The 21,224-nt window shown below is 35.6% G+C and carries 20 protein-coding genes; all 20 read left to right on the top strand.

Annotated features, from left to right (window positions below):
• Positions 1-14: 14 nt before the first annotated feature.
• From ABXT71_RS07055 to ABXT71_RS07150, 20 genes are read left to right on the top strand one after another with little or no spacing between them, the layout of a single operon-like run.
• The gene (locus tag ABXT71_RS07055) at positions 15-971 is read left to right on the top strand and encodes a class I SAM-dependent methyltransferase (protein WP_415370634.1); all 957 of its coding nucleotides are present in this window, start codon (positions 15-17) and stop codon (positions 969-971) included.
• A gap of 3 nt (positions 972-974) precedes the next feature.
• The gene (locus tag ABXT71_RS07060; protein WP_415370635.1) at positions 975-1,919 is read left to right on the top strand and encodes a sulfotransferase domain-containing protein; all 945 of its coding nucleotides are present in this window, start codon (positions 975-977) and stop codon (positions 1,917-1,919) included.
• A 36-nt stretch (positions 1,920-1,955) separates the two neighbouring features.
• Positions 1,956-3,356: a hypothetical protein gene (locus ABXT71_RS07065; RefSeq protein ID WP_415370636.1), complete on the top strand. Its 1,401-nt coding sequence runs from the start codon at positions 1,956-1,958 to the stop codon at positions 3,354-3,356.
• The gene (locus ABXT71_RS07070; protein WP_415370637.1) at positions 3,353-4,498 is read left to right on the top strand and encodes a glycosyltransferase family 4 protein; all 1,146 of its coding nucleotides are present in this window, start codon (positions 3,353-3,355) and stop codon (positions 4,496-4,498) included. The genes ABXT71_RS07065 and ABXT71_RS07070 overlap by 4 nt, the downstream gene beginning before the upstream one ends.
• Positions 4,499-4,522: 24 nt before the next feature.
• Positions 4,523-5,647: a glycosyltransferase family 4 protein gene (locus tag ABXT71_RS07075; protein WP_415370638.1), complete on the top strand. Its 1,125-nt coding sequence runs from the start codon at positions 4,523-4,525 to the stop codon at positions 5,645-5,647.
• On the top strand, positions 5,647-6,528 hold the full coding sequence (locus tag ABXT71_RS07080; protein WP_415370639.1) for a glycosyltransferase family 2 protein: 882 nt from the start codon (positions 5,647-5,649) through the stop codon (positions 6,526-6,528). The genes ABXT71_RS07075 and ABXT71_RS07080 overlap by 1 nt, the downstream gene beginning before the upstream one ends.
• Positions 6,518-7,432: a glycosyltransferase family 2 protein gene (locus ABXT71_RS07085; RefSeq protein WP_415370640.1), complete on the top strand. Its 915-nt coding sequence runs from the start codon at positions 6,518-6,520 to the stop codon at positions 7,430-7,432. Before ABXT71_RS07080 ends, ABXT71_RS07085 begins: the two co-directional genes overlap by 11 nt.
• 28 nt (positions 7,433-7,460) lie before the next feature.
• A complete protein-coding gene (locus tag ABXT71_RS07090) occupies positions 7,461-8,390 on the top strand; it encodes a glycosyltransferase family 2 protein (RefSeq protein WP_415373080.1) in 930 nt (309 codons plus the stop codon).
• Between the two features lie 3 nt (positions 8,391-8,393).
• On the top strand, positions 8,394-9,230 hold the full coding sequence (locus tag ABXT71_RS07095) for a glycosyltransferase family 2 protein (protein WP_415370641.1): 837 nt from the start codon (positions 8,394-8,396) through the stop codon (positions 9,228-9,230).
• A 2-nt stretch (positions 9,231-9,232) separates the two neighbouring features.
• Positions 9,233-10,153 carry a glycosyltransferase family 2 protein gene (locus tag ABXT71_RS07100; RefSeq protein ID WP_415370642.1) on the top strand — a complete coding sequence of 307 codons (921 nt, stop codon included), beginning with the start codon at positions 9,233-9,235 and terminating at the stop codon, positions 10,151-10,153.
• Positions 10,154-10,166: 13 nt separating this feature from the next.
• On the top strand, positions 10,167-11,273 hold the full coding sequence (wecB, locus tag ABXT71_RS07105) for a non-hydrolyzing UDP-N-acetylglucosamine 2-epimerase (protein WP_415370643.1): 1,107 nt from the start codon (positions 10,167-10,169) through the stop codon (positions 11,271-11,273).
• A 5-nt stretch (positions 11,274-11,278) separates the two neighbouring features.
• Complete coding sequence (locus tag ABXT71_RS07110) at positions 11,279-12,523, top strand: UDP-glycosyltransferase (protein WP_415370644.1); 1,245 nt, start codon at positions 11,279-11,281, stop codon at positions 12,521-12,523.
• Complete coding sequence (locus ABXT71_RS07115; protein ID WP_415370645.1) at positions 12,516-13,478, top strand: glycosyltransferase family 2 protein; 963 nt, start codon at positions 12,516-12,518, stop codon at positions 13,476-13,478. Before ABXT71_RS07110 ends, ABXT71_RS07115 begins: the two co-directional genes overlap by 8 nt.
• Positions 13,479-13,481: 3 nt before the next feature.
• Positions 13,482-14,117, top strand: coding sequence for a class I SAM-dependent methyltransferase (locus ABXT71_RS07120; RefSeq protein ID WP_415370646.1), 636 nt, complete (start codon positions 13,482-13,484; stop codon positions 14,115-14,117).
• A gap of 47 nt (positions 14,118-14,164) precedes the next feature.
• Entirely contained in the window at positions 14,165-15,169 is a 1,005-nt protein-coding gene (locus tag ABXT71_RS07125) for an N-acetylneuraminate synthase family protein (protein ID WP_415370647.1), read from the top strand.
• Positions 15,170-16,330: a UDP-N-acetylglucosamine 2-epimerase gene (gene neuC / locus ABXT71_RS07130; protein ID WP_415370648.1), complete on the top strand. Its 1,161-nt coding sequence runs from the start codon at positions 15,170-15,172 to the stop codon at positions 16,328-16,330.
• A complete protein-coding gene (locus tag ABXT71_RS07135; RefSeq protein ID WP_415370649.1) occupies positions 16,330-17,028 on the top strand; it encodes a cytidylyltransferase domain-containing protein in 699 nt (232 codons plus the stop codon). Before neuC ends, ABXT71_RS07135 begins: the two co-directional genes overlap by 1 nt.
• Positions 17,028-18,767: an asparagine synthase (glutamine-hydrolyzing) gene (asnB, locus tag ABXT71_RS07140; RefSeq protein ID WP_415370650.1), complete on the top strand. Its 1,740-nt coding sequence runs from the start codon at positions 17,028-17,030 to the stop codon at positions 18,765-18,767. The genes ABXT71_RS07135 and asnB overlap by 1 nt, the downstream gene beginning before the upstream one ends.
• Positions 18,760-20,151 (top strand): hypothetical protein, encoded by a 1,392-nt coding sequence (locus ABXT71_RS07145; protein WP_415370651.1) that lies wholly within the window; start codon positions 18,760-18,762, stop codon positions 20,149-20,151. The genes asnB and ABXT71_RS07145 overlap by 8 nt, the downstream gene beginning before the upstream one ends.
• Positions 20,142-21,224 (top strand): glycosyltransferase family 4 protein, encoded by a 1,083-nt coding sequence (locus ABXT71_RS07150; RefSeq protein WP_415370652.1) that lies wholly within the window; start codon positions 20,142-20,144, stop codon positions 21,222-21,224. The genes ABXT71_RS07145 and ABXT71_RS07150 overlap by 10 nt, the downstream gene beginning before the upstream one ends.

Genomic DNA, 21,224 nt, shown 5'->3' on the forward strand with positions numbered 1-21,224 from the left:
AAAAAAATTAGTGAATGATAGATAATCCTCACAAATATTATGATTCATTAAAAAAAGAATCTCTCCCTTGCCCTGTTTGCGATACTACAAAAAACACTGTCTTATTGAACAAGGACAGATATAGTATGGGCATACAAACAGTAATATGTGAAAAATGTGCTTTAATTCATGTGAACCCTAGGCCTACTGAGAAGGAGATGTCTCGTTTCTATGAAGAGAATTATCGAGAGTTTTATGAAAGTATAGATGTCCCTACAGAAGAATATATAAATAATGGACCGTTCATTCCCCGCGCAAGTTTTGTGATGGATGTACTAAAACCCTATTTTGAAAATACTAATAGTATTATAGATATAGGGTGTGCAGAAGGGACATTGCTGAAATTAGTTGAACAAAATTATTCAGAAATTAGTACTACTGGTTTAGAACCAAGTAAAAGTTTTGGGAATTATGCTAAAGAGCATTTAAAAGGGGAAGTGTTCGTTGGGACTTATCAAGAATTCTTAGCGCAAAATCCTGCAAGGAAATTTGATGTATTAACTACCACGCATGTGTTAGAGCATATTTTATCGCCTAAAGAATTTCTTAATGGTATTAAGACTTTTATGCATTACGAAAGTGTGTTATATGTTGAGGTTCCTAATATTTTAGATGATAAAGTAAAAGGAATTGGAGCTGTGCATTTAGGTCATGTTTTATCTTTAGAGCCTGACACCTTAAATCTTTTGTTAGAAACTTGTGGTTTCGAGATTATAGATTTTTTTATTGGTGATTTACCGGCATTAACACCTGCTATGGGGGTATTGTGTCGCAAGAGTAAGAATACAGTAAGGCCTATGTTTCCTGAAAAAAATAGTTTTAAAATTAAAAGAGAAGCATATTTGAAAAGAGTAAACCCTGATGCTTTAGAGGTTCCAGAACTAAAGAAACCTAGCATTTTACAACGAATAAAAAGAAAACTCTTGAATTAATTTATGGGAATTTTTCATAGAAATAAAACAACATCAAATTTTATCATCGCAGCCCCTAGATCGGGTACGACGTGGATGAGCAAAATGCTTAATGCACATTCTGAGGTGTCTTGCGTAGAACGAAGAGCCTTTGGCAATTATGCAGATTTTGTTTTGGATACTGGAAATGCTAATCCTAGATTAAGAGTTACCTTAGATAGATACATCCAAAGTTTATTATTACATCATGGTATTCCGAGGAATAAGAAAGATGCGATAACAAAAGCGGTACTTAGTACTTTAGTGAAAGAGGAAAAGGAGCTTTTGGGTAAAAAGATCGTAGTCGACAAGATTACTCCATATGTGAATACCGCAGATGTGGTTATCAATGAAATAAATAAACATTTTCCTAAATCAAAAATACTATACTTAGCTCGAGACGGTCGTGATGTTTTAACTAGTGGGGTATTTCATTGGTTTAACAAACAACAGTCTACCGAAGAATTAAATGATTTTGAAAAAGAGAGAAGACAACTTTTTCTCTCAAATCCAGATGCAAAGCTACCACGTTTCTTTCAGGACAAAGAAATAGAGCAATGGGCCAATGAGTGGGCGCAACCTCTAGCTACAATTAATGAAGCTAAAAAGCACCATACTATTAAAGTGGTGCATTATGAAGATATGTTAGTAGATACGGGCAAAGTGCTGGAAGAATGTTTGGCGTTTTTTGGTGGATCAGTAAGTAAAAGTAAAATTCTTCAATGTTTAGATTCTGGGAGTTTTAAGGCTATGTCTAAAGGAAGAGAAAAGGGACAAGCAATGCAAAATGCCCATATTAGAAAAGGAATCTCCGGAGATTGGAAAAATTATTTTACTAAAAAGGATGGGAAACTATTTCACGAAATTGCTGGTGAAACTCTTATGAAATACGGGTATATTACTGATGGTTTATGGTTTAAGAACCTTTAATTTTTTTTAATAGATGTTTAAAATGACTAAAAATAATTGAAATTAGAAAATTTAGATAAGCTGGCTTATAAAATAGTTTGTGACTGGGCGAACAGTATTAACTTTAATCCTGTACGGCAAGGGGTGGATTATAGTCTAATCATTCGGTTTTATTTATGGGATAAAGTAGGTAGAGCACTTAGGATTAAACATAACCTAAGTTTTAATGAAGTAGAAGTATATAATAAAGATAAAGTGGCTAGCCCTTTTTATCATGAACCACTACATTCGAAAGGTACTTACACTAAGCCCTTATTAAAAAAGGGAAAACTTATTTACATCCCATTTCAAGTGACTCATACTGATCTCCTTATTAAAGAATTTAGGAAATTAAAAAACTATAAGATTATATCTAAACAAATTACTAAGGAGGTACAAAAGAAAAATGTTGTTAAGAATTTAGATTTTAAACTAAAAAGTGAGTGGAGAATAGAATTAGAATCTGCAGTTTTTAAAGGATTAAAGTTTTTTGAATTAGATTTAATACCTAACGATAGAGAATTGTTGAAAAATCAAATTCGTGGTACATTAGAAATTACACAACTAGCTTTTACAGAGCTCAAAAAATATAAGCCAAACGCTTTATATGTTCATTCTGATAATCATCCGCCATATATCAATTATGTATTAGTAGCTAAAAAATTGGGGATACCTACATTTACATATCAACATGGCTTGGATTGTGAGCTAGGCTATTTAGATGACTGTATTGCTGACTATGTAGCAGTGTGGAGTGAGGTTAGAAAAAATAGATATCTATCAGACTCTAAGATACAACCCGAAAAGTACAAAATTGTAGGTAATCATCTCCTAAGTATTTCTAAAAAGAAGGATGAGAAACTCAACAATATCAACAATAAGATATTATTTATAACAAGACCTCATAGCCCTATAAAATGTTATTCAGTTTCTAGAAATTATAAAGAAGGGATTAATATTCTAGAGGCTATTATAGTCTATTTAAAGGAACACAAAGAAGTACATTTACTTATTAAACCTCATCCTATGGACTGGATTGAGGGATACAAAAATGTTATTATCCGTGAATGCATGGAAGATAGAATTAAAATTACTTTTGACGGTTTGCATAAACTATTTAGTGAAGGTCCCTTAATAATAACAGAGGATAGTACTGCTGGTGCGGAAAGTATGTATTATAATTTAACTTGCATACATACACATTTTGCAAGTTCTAAGCCTACTTTACCATTTGTGAATTACAATGCCGCTATTTTTGCTTCAAATAAAAAAAGTCTTGTGAATGCCATTGAAAAAGGATTTTCATTAAATATTGACGACAAAGAAAAGATGAAAGTTGGACAAAGACGTTTTGTAAATGATTTTATGCCTATTGGTGATGTTGAGGATTTAGTAACCTTTATTTCAACCAATATATGATGAAAAAAGTTCTATTTGTTTCTTTAAATGACCATGTCTCTTGGGGAGGTAGTGAAGTGCTATGGAGCAAAACAGCACAGCGGCTTACGACAAAATTTAAAGTCAGTGCATTGTTAAAAAAATGGACCGATATTCCCATTGCGGTCCAAGAAATTGAAAAAGCAGGTGTAACAATAATTTATAAGGAAGCCCCTATAGAAGTTGAAATCGGGATAGTGGCACGTATTAAAAGACGTTTATTACCTCCTATAAATAACGTTCTTTCTAATGACTTTGTCAATATAGAAGATATAAGTTCCTTTTCTCTAGTACTTATTTCAACGGGTAGTAATACCGACCCTAAATTAGTAACATATACAACTTATCTAAAATCAAAAAACGTAAAGTATGTGATTATTGTTCAGCTAGCAACAGATCTTAATTATGTCCATGATAATTTATTGAAGCAGCTTAAAGATTCCTATGAGGGTGCGGTATCTATATGTTTTTTATCTCCCGATAATAAATCAAAAACCGAGATGATGTTAGGTGCAGAACTTAATAATATCACATTTATTAATAATCCTTTTAACTACAAACAAAAATATAGTTTACCAACAGAAGGGTCAACGTATAATTTGTCTTGTGTTGCTGCTTTTACCAGTTTTCATAAAGGGCAAGATTTATTGTTAAAAGCCCTTTCTAATAATAAATGGAAAGAAAGAAATTTAATTGTTAATTTGTATGGGTTAGGGACGAACTTAGAGCAAATTAAAAGACTTATTGAAGTTTATAAATTAGATGATATTGTTAAAATAAAGGGGTACGAAGCTAATAAAATTTCAATTTGGGAAGAAAATATTGGATGTATAATGCCTTCTCGTATGGAGGGCCAGTCTCTAGCCATGCTAGAGGCTATGTCTTTTGGCAGGATGATTATAAGTACAGATGTAGGTGACGCTTTTAGATTGATAAAGCATACGGAAACAGGCTACTTAATAGATTTTCCAAGCATTAAGGCTATTGATAGAACATTAGAAGAAGCTTGGCAAAATAAAAAGAATTGGGTTAGCATGGGTGAGAAATCTTATGATCATTTGCACCAAGTTATAAAAACGGATCCAGTTTTAGATTTTTCAAATAAAATTAAAAATTGGATATAAACTTTTATTAGATTATTGATAACGATGAAAAAAATACTTTTCATAACGCACGAAGCAACGCGCACTGGCGCGCCATTTGTCATGCTTTATTTTATGCAATGGTTAAGAGCCAATCATAAGATTCATATAGATGTCCTTAGTTTAAAAGATGGCGGATTACGAGAAGAATTTAAACAAGTAGCCAATGATTATTTTTTATTGCCTGTTTCTTCAACAGCTATTCAAAATAAAATATCCAAATTTATAACTAAAGTTAAATTTAAAATTACGGGTATAAAGAAAATGGGGTTTATGGAGGAAATTTCTAATCGCCATTACGATATTGTGTATTCAAATACAATAGTAAGTATACCGTATGGAGATAGAATAAAATCAATTAATCCTAATACGAAACATGTAGCTCATATTCATGAATTAAATGCTACTATAAAAATAATGCTCCCAGATTTAAGTTCTTATTCCAAAAATATAGATTGTTTTATTGCAGCGTCAAACTTAGTAAAGGAGAACTTAATATCAAATTGGGCTGTACCTGAAGATAAAGTAATAAGAGTCTATGAGTGTTCTAAAATAAAAACGACTCAGTCAATTAAAAAAAATAAGGTATTTACCATTGGTGGTTCTGGCACTGTACATTGGCGTAAGGGGTGTGATTTGTTTTTACAAGTGGCGCGTTACGTTCATAAGAATAGTATTGCAGAAACGAAAATAGAATTTGTTTGGGTAGGCGGGATATCTAAAATAGAAAAAATTATTATTGAAGAAGATTTAAGAAAATTAGACCTTGTTAATATGGTGACCTTTGTAGGGCAACAAAAAGAGACATCATCTTTTTATCAAAATTTTGACGTGTTTTTGATGACATCACGCGAAGATCCATTTCCTTTGGTATGTATAGAAATGGGAATGTTCAGTAAACCTATTGTCTGTTTTAAAGGGGCAACAGGAAGTGAAGAAATCATTAGTAAAGGGGGCGGTGTTATCGTTCCATACTTAGATATAGAAGCAATGGGAGATCAAGTGATTTCGTATTTGAATAATCCAGAAATGCGGAACAAACACGGAGAGATAAACAAAAATGAATTTTCTAAATTTTCTCCAGAAATAATATGTCCGCAATTGTGGAGTGTGATAGAAAAAACCAACTAATGATTGAAACTCCGCTTGTTTCCATTTGCATACCTACTTATAACGGTTCAAGTTATCTAGATGAAGCTTTCGCTTCTATAAAGGCACAGACCTATACAAATCTAGAGGTGGTTATTAGTGATGACAACTCTAAAGATGACACAATCGCTTTATGTAAGTCATTTAAAGAACAAATTGCTTTTCCTGTAAAGATTGTGGCGCATACGCCAAATGGGATAGGTGCAAACTGGAACAATACTATCAAATTAGCAAAGGGAGTATTTATTAAGTTTTTGTTTCAAGATGATGTTCTAGAACCAAACTGTATTAAGGCAATGGTACAGATAATGCAAAGACGCCCTGATTTGGGCTTAGTCGCTTGTAAACGTGGTTTTATAGTAGAAGGAGAAACAACGCCAAGCATAAATAAATGGATAGAAACTTACGGTAACTTGCAGCGCCAATTTGAGAAAGATGAAGCGATTACTATTATAGATGAAAAATTATTTAAACAGGATGAGTTTATTTTTGATCCTCGCAACAAAATAGGAGAGCCACCTACCGTGCTTTTTAAGAAAGCTATCATTAAAGAGGTTGGGTTTTTTGATGAAGATTTAAAGCAAATACTCGATTACGTATTTTACTATCGCATTTTAAAGAAATATCCTATAGCGATTATTAATAAACCATTAGTCAAATTTAGAATACATCCTGCACAGGCTACAAACATAAACCGGGCTGCAAAAATTTATGATTATGATGATTATGACCGTATTTTGCATAAAGAATTTTTGCCTTTGCTCCACAAGACGCAGCAACAAAGACTAAAGATGCGTTTTTCTAAGGGGTATAATTTACAGCGTCGTGTCATTAATAAATTGAAACATATTTTTGGAAAATAACTGTCACATAATTATCGTCACCTATAATGCCATGCCTTGGATAGAAAAATGCTTGGCTAGCTGCACCGGCTATCCTGTTGTGGTGATAGATAATGCTTCTACAGATGCAACTATATCTTATATAGAGCGGCAATATCAAAACACAAGGGTATTGCCTCAAAATACGAATACGGGTTTTGGGATGGCAAATAATATAGGTATTGCCTTCGCACAAGCACAGGGAGCGACCTCTTTCTTTTTACTCAATCAAGATGCTTATTTATTTCCTGAGACCATTTCCATTTTATTAAAATTTCAGAAAGAAAATGAAGATTATGGCATTGTAAGTCCCATACATCTAGATGGATCTGGCCAGCAATTTGATAAAAAGTTTGCTGCCTATGTTAATGCGCCAGGAATTGATGCTGCTGCGGTTAAGTTATTAGAAGATACAGCAGAAACTCATATGTCAGTACCATTTGTGAATGCTGCAGGATGGATGTTGTCTCAAGAGGCAATAAAAAAAGTAGGATTGTTCGATCCCTTATTTTTTATGTACGGTGAGGATGATAATATGTGCCAGCGAATGCGCTACCACGGGTATCAAATAGGTGTGGTGCCTTCTGCAAAAATGATTCACGATAGAGCGTCAAGGGTAGCGACAGTCGCAGCGCCTTTTACAACAGCTCATTATAAGGAAGCACGTAATTTATACCTTCGGAAATTTGCCGACATCACTAACAGTGATTATGAAAAAGACTTGTGTAATACAAAAAGAGATCTTAAAAAACGGGTGAAGGAAAATGCGATAAGATTTAGATTTTCTAAAGCTTTTAATTTTTACAAACAATTGCAATTTTTAGAAAAGCTACAGCCAGAAATTGTGCAAAGTAGAAAGAGAAATATAACCATTCAACATACCTAAAATTATCGATCCGTTAGTCTCCATAATAATACCCACGTACAATCGAGCTCACTTGATTGTAGAGACGCTGGACTCTATTAGTAAACAAACGTATACTAACTGGGAGTGTGTTATTGTAGACGATGGCAGTACGGATAACTCACTTTCTGTAGTCTCCCAATACTGTGATCGCGACCCGCGGTTTACGTTGTATCAGCGTCCTTCAAATCTTGTTAAAGGAGCCAACGCCTGCCGTAATTATGGTTTTGAAAAAAGTAAAGGGACGTTAATTAATTGGTTTGATAGTGATGATTATATGCTGCCTACTTTCTTAGAAGAGAAGGTGTCTGTTATATTAAATGGCTCCTATGATTTTGTCATGGCAACTTCGGTAGATTGGGATGGCGATAAGAAAGAATCCCCTATTTATAAAGTAAGTAATGAGGGTAAAGACATAAACGCCTTTAATTTTATTACCCAGCACATCAACTGCATCACAAATGATTTTATGGCCACCAGAGCCAGTATAGCTGGGTTACGCTTTAATGAAAACCTTAAATCTGGGCAAGAATACAATTTTATTTCCAGGTATTTATGTGCCACGACTAGTGGTTTAATTATACCAGATATACTCTCTAAAAGACGTGTACATGGAGGGTCTATACAATGGAGTGTTTCTGAAAATCAGGCAAAACACCTTAAACGTTATTACAATCGCACTATAGAGAATAAATTACATTTATTGACTGATATAGCAGAGATAGGAGATACAAGCTCAAAAACGTATCTTGTAAATTCTTTAATAAATTTTAGTTATTTGTTATTAACTGAAAAAGGCGGAATACCATATTTTAAAGATATTTTTAAATATACTAAAAACATTAAAGGGGCTGAATGTGCAATCCACTATGCAATCGCCATCTTTGGTTTACGTTATTTTGGGAGGGGATATTCATTGTTTAAAAAAGCTAAATCCTAAATCATGTCTAAAAAGCCATTAGTTACATTTGTAATCCCTTGCTATAATGATGCTAGTTATATTGAGCAGGCAGTTAATTCTGCGTTAGAACAAACTATTAAAGTTGAGGTGATCGTCGTGGATGATGGTAGTGATGATAAGACTAAAAAAGTATTAGCTACATTAAGTCCTAAGATTGATGTTTTAATCACACAGAAAAATCAAGGGCAAAGTAAAGCTCGAAATGTTGGGATTAATGCAGCAAATGGAGTTTTCATTGTTACACTTGATAGTGATGATTATTTTGAGCCACAATTTGCTGAACAAGCACTATCTATTTTTGAAAAAGAAGGAGAAGAAAAAATTGTAACCTGCCGTTCAGTTTTGTTTTTCGAAGATGGTGATACTAAGGTGTATACACCTAATGGTGGGGATATTAAACATTTTATGTTTTCAAATGGGGCTTTAGGTACATCGATGTTTAAAAAAGAAGATTGGCAACAATGTGGAGGCTATGATGAAAAAATGAAAGATGGATGGGAGGACTGGGAGTTTTTTATCAGACTTATAAAAGATGGAGGAGAATGTTTCGTGCTAGAAGCACAACTTTTTAATTATAGGCAAAAAAAATATTCTACCACCACGAGAGCAAATAATAATAGAAACCAATTATTATCATATATCTTAAAAAAGAACAAGGATGTTTATACAAAGTACTTTGATAGTACGATAGATTTTTTAATTCAAAAATTAGAAAAAGAGGAAGTAGAACGGTATAAAAATCTAGATAGATTAGATTACAAAGTGGGTAAAGCCATTCTCGATCCTATGAGAAAATTCAAAAAAGGATTTAAAAAATAATCATGCAGAAGCCTTTAGTTTCCATCCTCATGGCTACCTATAACAGGGCGCATCTTATTGCTGAAACGCTCCGTTCTGTTCAGGCGCAGTCCTTCATAAATTTTGAGTGTATTATTATAGATGATGGAGGCGCAGATACTACGGCAGCAGTAATAGCACCATTTCTAGAGGATGCTCGGTTTAGCTTCAGAAAAAGGCCAAACAACTATGGCAAAGGGCTACCTGGTTGTCGCAATTTTGGTTTAGATATTGCAAAAGGGAATTTTATTATCTTTTTTGATGATGATGATATTGTACACCCCCGTAATTTGGAACATTGTGTAAATGAATTACAAAATTGTGATTATAATTTTTGCAGGTATAAAAGGGATGTATTTATTGGAGAATTTAGTTATAAATTTGATTTAATTGAAAGTTATGAAAAATTTATAATTTCGAAAAAAGATATTTTAAAAGTAATAAATAATCAACTTCCATTTAACTCTTGTGCAATTATGTGGAGCGCAAGTTGTTTTGAGAAAAATCGTTTTAAAGAACAATTAATGTATGCTGAAGAATGGGAGCTTTATACCCGTATTTTAAGTCAAGGATTTAGTGGTGTTTCTATAGGAAAAACACTTTTTTATGGGCGTAAACACCCTCAATCTAATACAGGAGAGTTTTATAATGGAAATCAAATGCGTTTTGCATCTAAGGTTGAAGCGAGCACTCTAATTATTTCAAACCTCAATAATAGAAATTTGTTATCAACTGCAATACAAAAATATTTTATTTGGGAAGCTGTAATTTTAAAGTCAAAATTAATTTACGAACACCTTCTAGGACAATCTAGCGTAACATTAGTTCAAAAAGCAAAAGCTATAATTTTATACACTTTAAGTCCATTAATTAAGATATATTTGAGAAGGAAAAAGAATCACTAACCAACTTATCCTTTTGAAAATACTTGTTTGTTTTGGAACGCGACCAGAAGCCATTAAAATGGCACCCGTTTGCCACGAGCTTAAAAAACAGGGCATCCCTTATAAATTATGTGTGACAGGACAGCATAGAGAAATGCTGGATCAAGTTCTCGATTTTTTTGAATTGACTCCAGATTATGATCTTGATTTAATGAAACACAATCAAGGACTAAATGAGTTAAGTGCACGTATTTTAGTAGGCATGAATACCGTTTTTGATTCAGAATTATTTGACTTGGTTCTTGTACATGGGGATACAACTACCTCGTCTATGGTGGCTTTAGCAAGTTTTCATAAAGGCATTCAAGTGGGGCATGTAGAAGCTGGTTTAAGAACCTACAATAAAAAATCTCCTTTCCCAGAAGAATTAAATAGACAGCTTACGGGCCGAATAGCAGATTATCATTTTGCCCCTACACAAAGAGCCAAAGATAATTTAGTAAAAGAGGGCGTAGCAGAAAAATTAATCATTGTTACAGGAAATACAGTCACAGATGCGTTAGCTTACGCAGTGGATAAGGTGTCAAATAAGTATGAAAGTGAGACCATTGCAAGTCTCAAAAAACTTGTAGACAGCAGTAAGCGTCTTATTTTAGTTACAGGGCATCGCCGTGAGAGTTTTGGTCAAGGATTCCAAGATTTTTGTGAAGCACTTCTGCTAATTGCAGCAGACCCATCGCTCCAACTTATTTACCCGGTACATTTAAATCCAAATGTGCAAGAAGTGGTGTTTAAAATGCTGTCAAAACAAGATAATATTCATTTAATTGCTCCATTAGACTATCCATCATTTGTTTGGTTAATGAATCAAGCTGCCGTAATTATTTCAGATTCTGGTGGGATTCAAGAAGAAGCACCTAGTTTATCAGTTCCGGTAGTTGTTACGAGAGACACCACAGAACGTTTTGAAGGTATTGACGCAGGGATTTCCTTTTTAGTGGGTACAAGCACAAAAAGGATCGTTGATAAAACTTCGGAAATATTAAAGCGATTAGATGATTTTAAGGGAATTAAAAATCCCTATGGCGATGGCGATGCAGCAGAAAAAATTATTGCATTCATTTCACAAGAGCTAAACTAAATACAGTGAAGAAGAAGCTATTAATCTTTGCCGAAACAATTGATATAGATGCTAGTAGTGCTGGTAAAGCAAACGCTGGGTTTATTCATTCTTTAGTTACGACTGGTTTTGATGTTTCTGTATTGCACTATTCTCATAAAGAAATTACTTTACCATCTATCCAGCCTCTTTTAATTACAGAATCTAAAACAGATATTAATTATTGGTTAAGTAGGGTACAACGTGTTTTACAACGTATTTCTGGCAAGAATTTTTCAAAAAGTCTTGAGAATAGATTCGGTTTTTCCTTTACGTTTAAGAACGATACCAATAGTATGGCACACGCTATAAAAAGCGTAAAAAATGATTTTGATCTCTTAATCACTCTAAGTAAAGGGGCCAGTTATAGGACCCACGCAGCAGCATTAAAGTGCCCAAAATTACATCATAAGTGGTTGGCATATATGCACGATCCCTATCCGTTTCATTTATACCCTCCACCATATAATTGGAAAGAAGCTGGTTCTCAGCAGAAGGAGGCTTTTTTTAAAGAAGTTTCTGAAAAGGCCAGGTATTCAGGCTTTCCAAGTAAATTGCTAATGGAGTGGATGAGTGCCTATTTTCCTAATTTTTTAAAGACAGGAATTGTTTTACCGCATCAAAACATCCGTGTCGAATTAAAAGTTGATAAGGTGCCGGATTATTTAGATGTTAAAAAGTTTAACATTATGCACGCTGGCTCATTATTAGATCATCGCAATCCATTTCCATTAATTGAGGGTTATAGAAAGTTTCTTTTAGAAAATGCAGAGGCAGCTGAGGATAGCCAACTGTTACTTATCGGTTCTGCAACATTCCATGAGCCAAGCTTAACAAACGAATGTAGAGTTACTCCTAGTATATATAAAAGTGATGGTTATATACCTTTTTATGAAGTGCAGGCAATTCAAAAACATACTACCTGTCTTATTGTATTAGAGGCTATTTCTAGTGTGAGTCCGTTTTTACCGGGAAAGTTTCCTCATTATGTAAAAGAAAATAAAACTATTATTCACTTAGGTCCAAAAAATAGTGAGACTAGAAGATTACTAGGTGAGGCGTATCCATTTTCTTGTGACGCTAATGACATTGATGAGATTTCAAATATTATATCAAAGTTATATAAACTTTGGAAAAGAAATATCCCGTTGAATCTAAATAGACCAGACTTGCAGTATTACTCTTCAATAACATATTTTAACAACCAATTTCGAACTTTATTTAATGAATGATATGCACATTAAAGTCAATCCATTGTTTTCGATTCACATTAGTACCTATAACAGGTTAGCTGCATTAAATATAACGCTGGATAAAAGCAAAAATCTTCTTAGTGATCCAAGGGTAGAATGCATTATCTGTGATGATGCATCAACAGACGGAACTTCGGAATTTATTCGTTCAGAATATCCAGAAATAATTTTAATTTCACATAGAGTAAATAAAGGATTAATCTATAATCGTAATTTGATGTTGGAAACAACTAAAGCTAAATATGCTATTTCATTGGATGACGATTCATATTTTTTATCTAACAATGTGCTAACGTGTATAGAAGATTATTTTTTACTAAATGAACAAGTGGGGTTACTTGCATGTCGAATTTTGTGGAGTAAAGAAAATCCGAAAGAGTTGGTGTCAGCTGAAAAAAATGAACGAGTACAAGGGTTTGTTGGCTGCGGACATGTTTGGAGAATGAAAGCATGGAGGACTATCTCTAATTACCCCGAGTGGTTCGTTTTCTATGGAGAAGAACAGTATGGAGCCTATCAACTCTTTAAAATTGGATGGGAAGTACATTACGTACCTTCACTTTTTATAAAACACTGCGTTGATGTAAAAAGTAGAAAAGTAGACGATGATTATATGCTTAGAATGAGAAGATCTCTGCGCGCAGGATGGTATTTGATGTTCTTATTTTATCCAAAACGCATATATTTTAGAAGATTTTTTTATTCATTATGGATTCAATTTAAAACAAAGATATTTAAAGGTAATTTAAAGGCATTTACGGCATTAATCTTGGCACTATTAGATGCAATTCGGCATATTCCATATTACAACAAAACAAATCGAATTTCTGCCGATGAGCTTGCGATATTTGAATCATTGCCAAAAACAAAAATCTATTGGGAGCCCTACATAAATGATCAAGGCACCAAGAATAATTTAAATAAAATTATTTAATATATGCAGATTTATAAAGACAGATCAGTTTTTGGGATAAAAAAGTTACACGACTTTTTTAAAGTAGCCCCTAATAAAACAGTGAGCGACATAGGTGCTGGGTTTGGACATATGCAAAAACCTATTGAGGAAATTGGAGGCAATTGGCAGCCTTTTGACTATGTCCCAAAAATGGATTTCTCCACCATCTGGGACGTGAGTATGCCAGCACCAGAAAAAACGAAGAAGGCTGGGCTCGTTATCATGCTAGAAGTATTAGAGCATTTACCCAACCCGCAGATGGCTCTTAAAAACATAGCAGGCCATATGGAAAAAGGAGGGTATCTTATTTTGTCCACGCCTAACCCGCAATCAAGCAAAAACAGATTGCATCTCTTGTTAAAAGGAACTTTATATGCTTTTCAACCAAAACATATAAAGGAGTATCACGTGTTCACTCCTTGGGAGCACATCGTAACTCAGTTTTTAAAAGAGGCAGGATTTGAAGTGCTCGAGTATGCCATAGTGGACACGCATTATAAAGATAGAAAAACAAGTTCCTTTAAAGATTGGTTTAAAAAAAGAGTAGAAAATTATATCGAGCGTAGATATCCATTATCTATGGGTATGAGCTACGGGATGGTAGTAAAAAAAATATAAGAATCACTTTCAATAAATCTGTTTCAAAATTGGTAAATTGCATATGTATGACCCACCCGTTTATCATAGCCGAAATAGCACAAGCCCACAATGGTAGTTTTGACAAAGCCCTTGATTATATAGACGCTTTAGCTGAAACTGGTATAGATGCGATTAAATTTCAAACCCATATTGCCGCGGCAGAAAGCAGTATACACGAACCTTTCAGAATAAAATTTAGTGATCAAGATGCCACACGCTTTGATTACTGGAAACGAATGGAGTTTTCAAAAGTACAGTGGAAGGAGCTGAAAGCCCGATGTGAAAAAGCAGGAGTAGAATTTATATCCTCCCCCTTTAGCAATGCTGCTGTAGACTTACTTGAAGAAATAGGAGTGAAGCGTTACAAAGTAGGCTCGGGCGAAGTAAATAACTTTTTGTTGCTGGAGAAAATGGCGCAAACAGGTAAGCCAATTATTGTTTCTTCAGGGATGAGTTCTTTTGCAGAATTAGATCAAACGGTATCCTTTTTGAAAAAGAAAAAAGCAGACTATTCCATTTTACAATGCACAACGAGTTATCCAACGCTACCCGCACAGTATGGATTAAATGTCATTTCAGAATTAAAAGAAAGATATCATGTGCCTATAGGTTTTTCAGATCATTCTGCAGAATCTGCTACCTGTATCGCTGCAGCTGCTTTAGGCGCAGAAATCTTAGAATTTCACGCGGTGTTTAGTCACAGTGATTTTGGACCGGACGCTTCTTCATCAATTGAAATTTCAGAAATACCAAAAATGGTGCACTCCATTAGAGCGATTGCAAAGGCATTGCAGCATCCTATTGATAAAAATGATAACAACCAGTTTACAGCGCTAAAACAGATTTTTGAGAAATCTTTAGCGGTGAACAAAGACTTACCAAAAGGGCATATACTGTCCTTTGAAGATTTGGAAGCAAAAAAACCGAAAGGCTTTGGGATTGACGCAGCTCAATTTCAAGACATTCTAGGAAAACAAACAAACGCAGCCCTCTCAAAGTGGGATTTCTTAACACAAGATGTACTTGAATAAATGAGCGACAAGAGAAAAATATGTGCAGTAATTACCGCTCGACCTTCTTATAGTCGAGTAAAGACCGCTTTGCAGGCAATAAAAGACCATCCTGAACTAGAGTTACAGTTAGTAGTGGCTGGATCTGCATTATTAGACCGCTATGGCAACGCAGTAGATTTTATAGAACGTGATGGTTTTACCATTAACGAAAAAGTATTTATGGTTCTCGAAGGAGAGAACAAAACTGCGATGGCAAAAACTACGGGTTTGGGTTTGATGGAGCTGGCAAATGTGTTTTACAATCTAGAGCCGGATGCCGTACTAACTATTGCAGATCGTTTTGAGACGATTGCAACTTCGATTGCTGCTGCTTATCAAAACATTCCTTTAATTCACTTACAAGGTGGAGAAGTGACAGGGAATATTGATGAAAAAGTACGGCATGCAAATACAAAACTAGCGGACATACATTTTGTAACGAGCGATGATGCAAAGCAGCGCGTGATAAAAATGGGCGAAGATCCTGACTATGTGTACAATACGGGCTGTCCCTCGATTGATCTTGCTGCTGAGGTAGTGAAAAACCCCTCATTAGATTTTGATCCATTCAAGAAATATGGTGGTGTAGGGCAACAATTTGATTACAACAATGGGTATCTCGTGGTGATGCAACATCCCGTGACTACAGAGTATGCATCTGCGAGAGAAGATGTGTTAAAAACATTGCGGGTCATAGATGAACTCAAAGTGCCTACCTTTTGGTTTTGGCCTAATGTAGATGCCGGAGCAGATGGTACTTCTAGTGGAATTCGTTCCTATCGAGAACATCATGATTTAGAACATATCCATTTCTTTAAAAACATGGAGCCCTTAGATTTTTTAAAACTACTTAAAAACAGCAGTTGTTTGATTGGAAACAGTAGCGTGGGGATTAGAGAGTGCTCTTATCTAGGCGTACCGGTGGTCAACATCGGGACTCGGCAAAATAGACGCTTGCGGGGCAACAATGTTATTGATGTGATGTACACAGAAGAAGAGATCAAAGAAGCGATTACGGCGCAATTGAATGCGCCAGGAAACGAACAAGAAACCATCTACGGTACAGGAGAAAGTGGAAAACAAATTGCAGACATTCTTTCTACTATAGAACTTCGGTTTCACAAAACAATCACGTATTAATGAGAATGTTAGGGCTTATTCCGGCACGAGGTGGTAGCAAAGGAGTTCCTGGTAAAAACAGGAAAGTGCTTGCTGGTAAACCATTATTGGTGCACACCATAGAAGCGGCTTTAAAGAGTAAAAAATTAACCGATGTTGTTTTTACTTCGGAAGACGAAACCTTAAACACATTAGCTAAAGAAGCGGGTGCTGAAGTTCCTTTTATTCGTCCAGAGGTACTTGCTACAGACAGTGCGAGCTCCATAGACGTTGTACTTCACGCCCTAGCAGAACTTAAAAAATTAGGCAAAGAATATGATGCGGTGTGCCTTCTTCAGGTAACGAATCCCTTTAGAAGTGCTGCGTTTATAGACCAAGCGATCACAAAATTTGAAGATGCGAACTGTGATGCACTTGTTTCTGTGCTGCCTGTGCCGCATGAGTATAATCCGTATTGGGTGTATAAGGAGAATGACAAAGGCGCTCTTGAGTTGTACACTGGCGAGAAAGAAATTATAAAAAGACGTCAAGATTTACCAACAGCGTATCACAGGGATGGCGCTATCTATATCACTACTTCGGAAATATTAATACAACAAAAGTCGTTCTACGGAAATTCACTTTCCTATATCCTTTCAGATCCTGAACGGCATATTAATATTGACACACCAGAAGATTGGGAAGCAGCAGTCGTACTCGCTAAAAAACTACATCTCTAATGTGCGGCATTGCTGGAATCATAGGGTCTAACGCAAATCCAGAGGTGTTGAGGCAAATGCTTACGGCACAGCAGCATCGAGGCCCCGACGCTACGGGAACATTTTATGAAACCGATATTGCCTTAGGTCACAACAGACTCTCCATTATTGATCTCTCTGAAGATGCCAATCAACCTTTTTATTCTCAAGATGAAAATTACGTACTCGTTTATAACGGCGAGATTTATAATTATCTAGAATTAAGAGAAGAATTAAAAAACACCTATACGTTTAAAACCACTTCAGATACAGAGGTATTACTAGCGGCATACTTAACATGGGGAGCAGACTTTTTGAAGTATTTTAATGGCATGTTTTCTTTTGCTATTTATAACAAAAAAACAAAAACGGTATTTGCGGCTCGCGACCGTTTTGGTGTAAAGCCTTTCTATTATGCGCATCACGACGATTGCTTTTATTTTGCTTCAGAAATAAAAACATTGCTGGCAGCAGGAGTTCCCAATATTCCTAACGAAAAAGTGTGGGCATCCTATCTCGCTTTTGGGAGTTATGGAATGCCTGCAGAAACTTTTTACCAAGGCATACAGCAATTAGAGCCAGGATGTCAAGCCAGTATATTTCAGAAGCAAGTAGTCAAAAAAAGATGGTATCATTTTGAACAGGCGGTGCATAAGCAGCCAGTCTTAGATACGGAAGAAGAAATTATTGCGTATTATACGGCCTTACTTATCGATAGTATTAGTCTTCGGTTTAGGGCAGATGTTCCTGTAGGTGTTAATTGTAGTGGAGGTCTTGATAGCTCGACATTACTCACATTTATAAAATTAACACAAGACGCAACAGCTTGCAATGCCTATAGTTTTTATACTGGAGATGAACGATATGATGAGCTACCTTGGGTAAAAAAATTAGTAAAGACTTCGGGTTGTCCATTAAGACCCGTGCTTTTTGATGATGAAATGGCACGAACTAATTTTACTGCCATGTGTGCTTTACAAGATGAACCCTTTGGTGGAATCCCAACCATGGCGTATGCCGCTATATTTAAGCAAGCACGTCAAGAAGGTGTCAGCGTTTTACTCGACGGGCAGGGGATGGATGAGCAATGGGCAGGGTACGATTATTATAAAAACCTGATAGAAGGCCCAAATACACCCACGGCTACCATACAAGGCGTGAAAAAGTCTCCATTAAGACCAAATGTTCTTGCGACCCACTTTATAGAGAAAGCAGAAAAGCCCGTATATCCAGAACCCTTTGATAATGCGATGCAAAACGTACAATATCGTGATTTGTTTTTTACAAAAATACCTAGAGCCTTACGCTTTAATGATCGTGTTTCTATGGCTGCAAGCACGGAGCTTCGCGAACCATTCTTAGACTATAGACTTGTAGAATTTGCTTTTGCACAGCATTCAAAGTTTAAAATAAAAGAAGGGGTTCATAAATATATGGTACGCAAAATAGTAGATGGCTATGTGGAGGAGACGATCACCTTAGCCCCTAAAAGGCCTTTGCAAACTCCCCAGCGAGAATGGCTTGCAAACGAACTACGTCCTTTGGTGGAAAACATGGTGAACATCTTAAAGAATTCTAGCTACAAAAATTGGTTTGATATTGCTATTTTAGAGGAAGAATTAGAACGCTATTTTGATGGTGATCAAGATGCGAGTTTTCATATTTGGCAATGGATGAACCTAGCCGAACTTCTAGCCACTGAAAAAAACAACAATGAGTAAAAAATTAGGTGTAGTTATCACAGATGGAGTAGGGTTTCGCAACTTTATCCTTGGCACCTTTATTGGAGAGGCTGAAAAAATATTTGATTCCATAGTGATTCTTTCTTGTTTGCCAAAAACGGTATATGAGAATCATACGATCGTGCCTCTTGTAGAATTAAGTGTTTTTGTCGAGCCATTTAAAACATGGTTATTTAGAAAAGCTAAAGAAGTCTCACATCTTAGATTGCATAAAGAGGATAATTTTGGGATTGCTGATAACCTAAGAGCAAACCGAGCATCCAGGTTGTCACCGCGGGGTATTGCTACTCGTTTTGTCTATGGGTGGACGTACTTCTTTCATTCAGAAAAATGGATTCTGAAATATGAAAAATGGCAACAAGCTAGTTTTAAAAATCATTTAGTCACAAAAGAGTATCGGGAAATTCTGGAGCGCGAGCAAGTAGATGTTTTGTTCTTTACCCACCAACGACCTGCCTTTATTGCGCCTTTAGCGGCTTTGGCAATTTGGAAGAATATAAAAACCACCTCATTTATTTTTAGCTGGGATAATCTTGCGTCAAAAGGAAGAATGGCAGCAACGTTTGATTCCTATTTAGTATGGAGCGATCTTATGAAAAAAGAACTGCTTCATTTTTATCCGCATACCGTTTCAAAAAAAATAAAAGTGGTTGGTACGCCACAGTTTGAACCCTATGTAATGGAACGATATAATGAACCTAAAGAGGCATTTTATAGCAAGTTTAACCTAAACGAAGCGTATAAAATAATTTGTTTTAGTTGCGGAGATATTTCTACGAGTAAGAATGATGAATTGTATATCACTGCTATATGTGAAGCGATTGTGAATAAAGAAATCCCAATGGTAAACCTGTTGATTAGAACATCTCCAGCAGAGGATCCTATCCGGTTTAGCCAAATACAAAATAATTTTCCTTTCATTAAATGGAATTTTCCAGACTGGAAAATAAGCAGAGGTGCACACCAAGAAGCTTGGTCTCAACGTGTTCCTGGATTAGATGATATCGCAGACCTAAGAGCAATTCTCACCTATTCTGATTTGAATATAAATATGCTTTCTACCATGAGTTTAGACTTTATGCAGTTTGATAAGCCTGTGATTAATCCTGTCTTCGGCACTAGTGGAAACGGCTTATATAATGACCAGCGATTTTTAGCCTATGAGCATATCAAGCACGTCGTGAATAGCGAGGCAACCATGATAGTGAAAAATAAAACAGAGTTAGTAGATGCAATTAACCTACTTATAGAAAAACCATTGCTACTTGTAAAAGGGCAGCACGATTTGATCGCCTTACAAATAGGTGCTCCGGTAGAAGGCACTGGGAAACGAATGGCACAAACACTGCTGCAATGGGCGTAAACAAACATATAGCCATCCTCTGCGATTATAAACTCCTTCCCGAGCGGATAGGAGGGATGGATCAATTCTTTTGGGCATTTCATAAAAAATGCGAGCATGAAGGGATAAAAGTGGACTGGTTCTTCCCGAATATTTCTCATCATAGTGGCTATGCTCATTTTGACATTATGGCTACAGATGATAACACGTCTATCGAGTTTACTTTTTTGTCTTACCTAAAACAGAAAAAACCAAAGTATGATGTGGTTATTACCCATTTTTTAGAACTGTGCACCCCTTTTTTCCAAGAGGTAAAAATAAGAACCAAAGCAAGGATGATTGCTGTAGACCATAATCCAAGGCCCTTGGGCGGTTATTCCAGAACCAAGCGGGTGATGAAAAAATTAAAAGGAAGGCTTTATAGCAAATTTATTGATGTCTTTGTTGGGGTTTCTCATTATACGGTGTTTGAGATGCAAAAAGATTTTGGTAGACGCATTGCACATAAATGTGAGACCATTTATAATGGGGTTATTATAGATCATATCCTGATTCAAAAGGATCGGAAAAAATTAAACCCTAGATTTCTCGTGGCATCGCATCTTCGGGAATCTAAAGGAATTCAAGATTTAATTACCGCCGTGAGTTTACTTTCTTCTGAAATTACCAAGGAATTAACTATAGACATTTATGGGGACGGGCCTTATGAATCGCAGTTAGAAACGATGGTTACGGAGAAAGGATTGCATCACGTATTTCAGTTTATGGGGAATAGCCCAACATTGCATACGACCTATGCGGCCTATGATTATATGATACAGCCTACGTATATGGAATGTTTCAGTCTTTCTATTTTAGAGAGTTTAGCGGCGAATGTTCCTGTGATCACAACGCCTGTGGGAGGAAATGAAGAAGCGGTTATCGGTGGAGAGAACGGTTATATTTTTGCGGCTAAAGATACAGAAGCATTAAAGGAAATTATAGAAAGACTGTATGAAGGCAAACAAGGCATTACCAATAATACGAGAACTGCTATTGCACAAGAATTCACGATAGATCATATGGTTCACAATCATTATAAATTGATTCAATAA

The sequence above is a fragment of the Patiriisocius sp. Uisw_047 genome, assembly GCF_047730165.1.
Taxonomy (GTDB): domain Bacteria; phylum Bacteroidota; class Bacteroidia; order Flavobacteriales; family Flavobacteriaceae; genus Patiriisocius.

Excerpts from the sequence above, each read along its gene's own strand:
- ABXT71_RS07135 (WP_415370649.1), top strand. The coding sequence starts at position 16,330 with ATGAGAATGTTAGGGCTTATTCCGGCACGAGGTGGTAGCAAAGGAGTT.
- ABXT71_RS07080 (WP_415370639.1), top strand. The coding sequence starts at position 5,647 with ATGATTGAAACTCCGCTTGTTTCCATTTGCATACCTACTTATAACGGT.
- ABXT71_RS07055 (WP_415370634.1), top strand. The coding sequence starts at position 15 with ATGATAGATAATCCTCACAAATATTATGATTCATTAAAAAAAGAATCT.
- ABXT71_RS07100 (WP_415370642.1), top strand. The coding sequence starts at position 9,233 with ATGCAGAAGCCTTTAGTTTCCATCCTCATGGCTACCTATAACAGGGCG.
- ABXT71_RS07075 (WP_415370638.1), top strand. The coding sequence starts at position 4,523 with ATGAAAAAAATACTTTTCATAACGCACGAAGCAACGCGCACTGGCGCG.
- ABXT71_RS07095 (WP_415370641.1), top strand. The coding sequence starts at position 8,394 with ATGTCTAAAAAGCCATTAGTTACATTTGTAATCCCTTGCTATAATGAT.
- ABXT71_RS07070 (WP_415370637.1), top strand. The coding sequence starts at position 3,353 with ATGATGAAAAAAGTTCTATTTGTTTCTTTAAATGACCATGTCTCTTGG.
- ABXT71_RS07115 (WP_415370645.1), top strand. The coding sequence starts at position 12,516 with ATGAATGATATGCACATTAAAGTCAATCCATTGTTTTCGATTCACATT.
- ABXT71_RS07060 (WP_415370635.1), top strand. The coding sequence starts at position 975 with ATGGGAATTTTTCATAGAAATAAAACAACATCAAATTTTATCATCGCA.
- ABXT71_RS07145 (WP_415370651.1), top strand. The coding sequence starts at position 18,760 with ATGAGTAAAAAATTAGGTGTAGTTATCACAGATGGAGTAGGGTTTCGC.
- ABXT71_RS07150 (WP_415370652.1), top strand. The coding sequence starts at position 20,142 with ATGGGCGTAAACAAACATATAGCCATCCTCTGCGATTATAAACTCCTT.
- neuC (WP_415370648.1), top strand. The coding sequence starts at position 15,170 with ATGAGCGACAAGAGAAAAATATGTGCAGTAATTACCGCTCGACCTTCT.
- asnB (WP_415370650.1), top strand. The coding sequence starts at position 17,028 with ATGTGCGGCATTGCTGGAATCATAGGGTCTAACGCAAATCCAGAGGTG.
- ABXT71_RS07120 (WP_415370646.1), top strand. The coding sequence starts at position 13,482 with ATGCAGATTTATAAAGACAGATCAGTTTTTGGGATAAAAAAGTTACAC.
- ABXT71_RS07125 (WP_415370647.1), top strand. The coding sequence starts at position 14,165 with ATGACCCACCCGTTTATCATAGCCGAAATAGCACAAGCCCACAATGGT.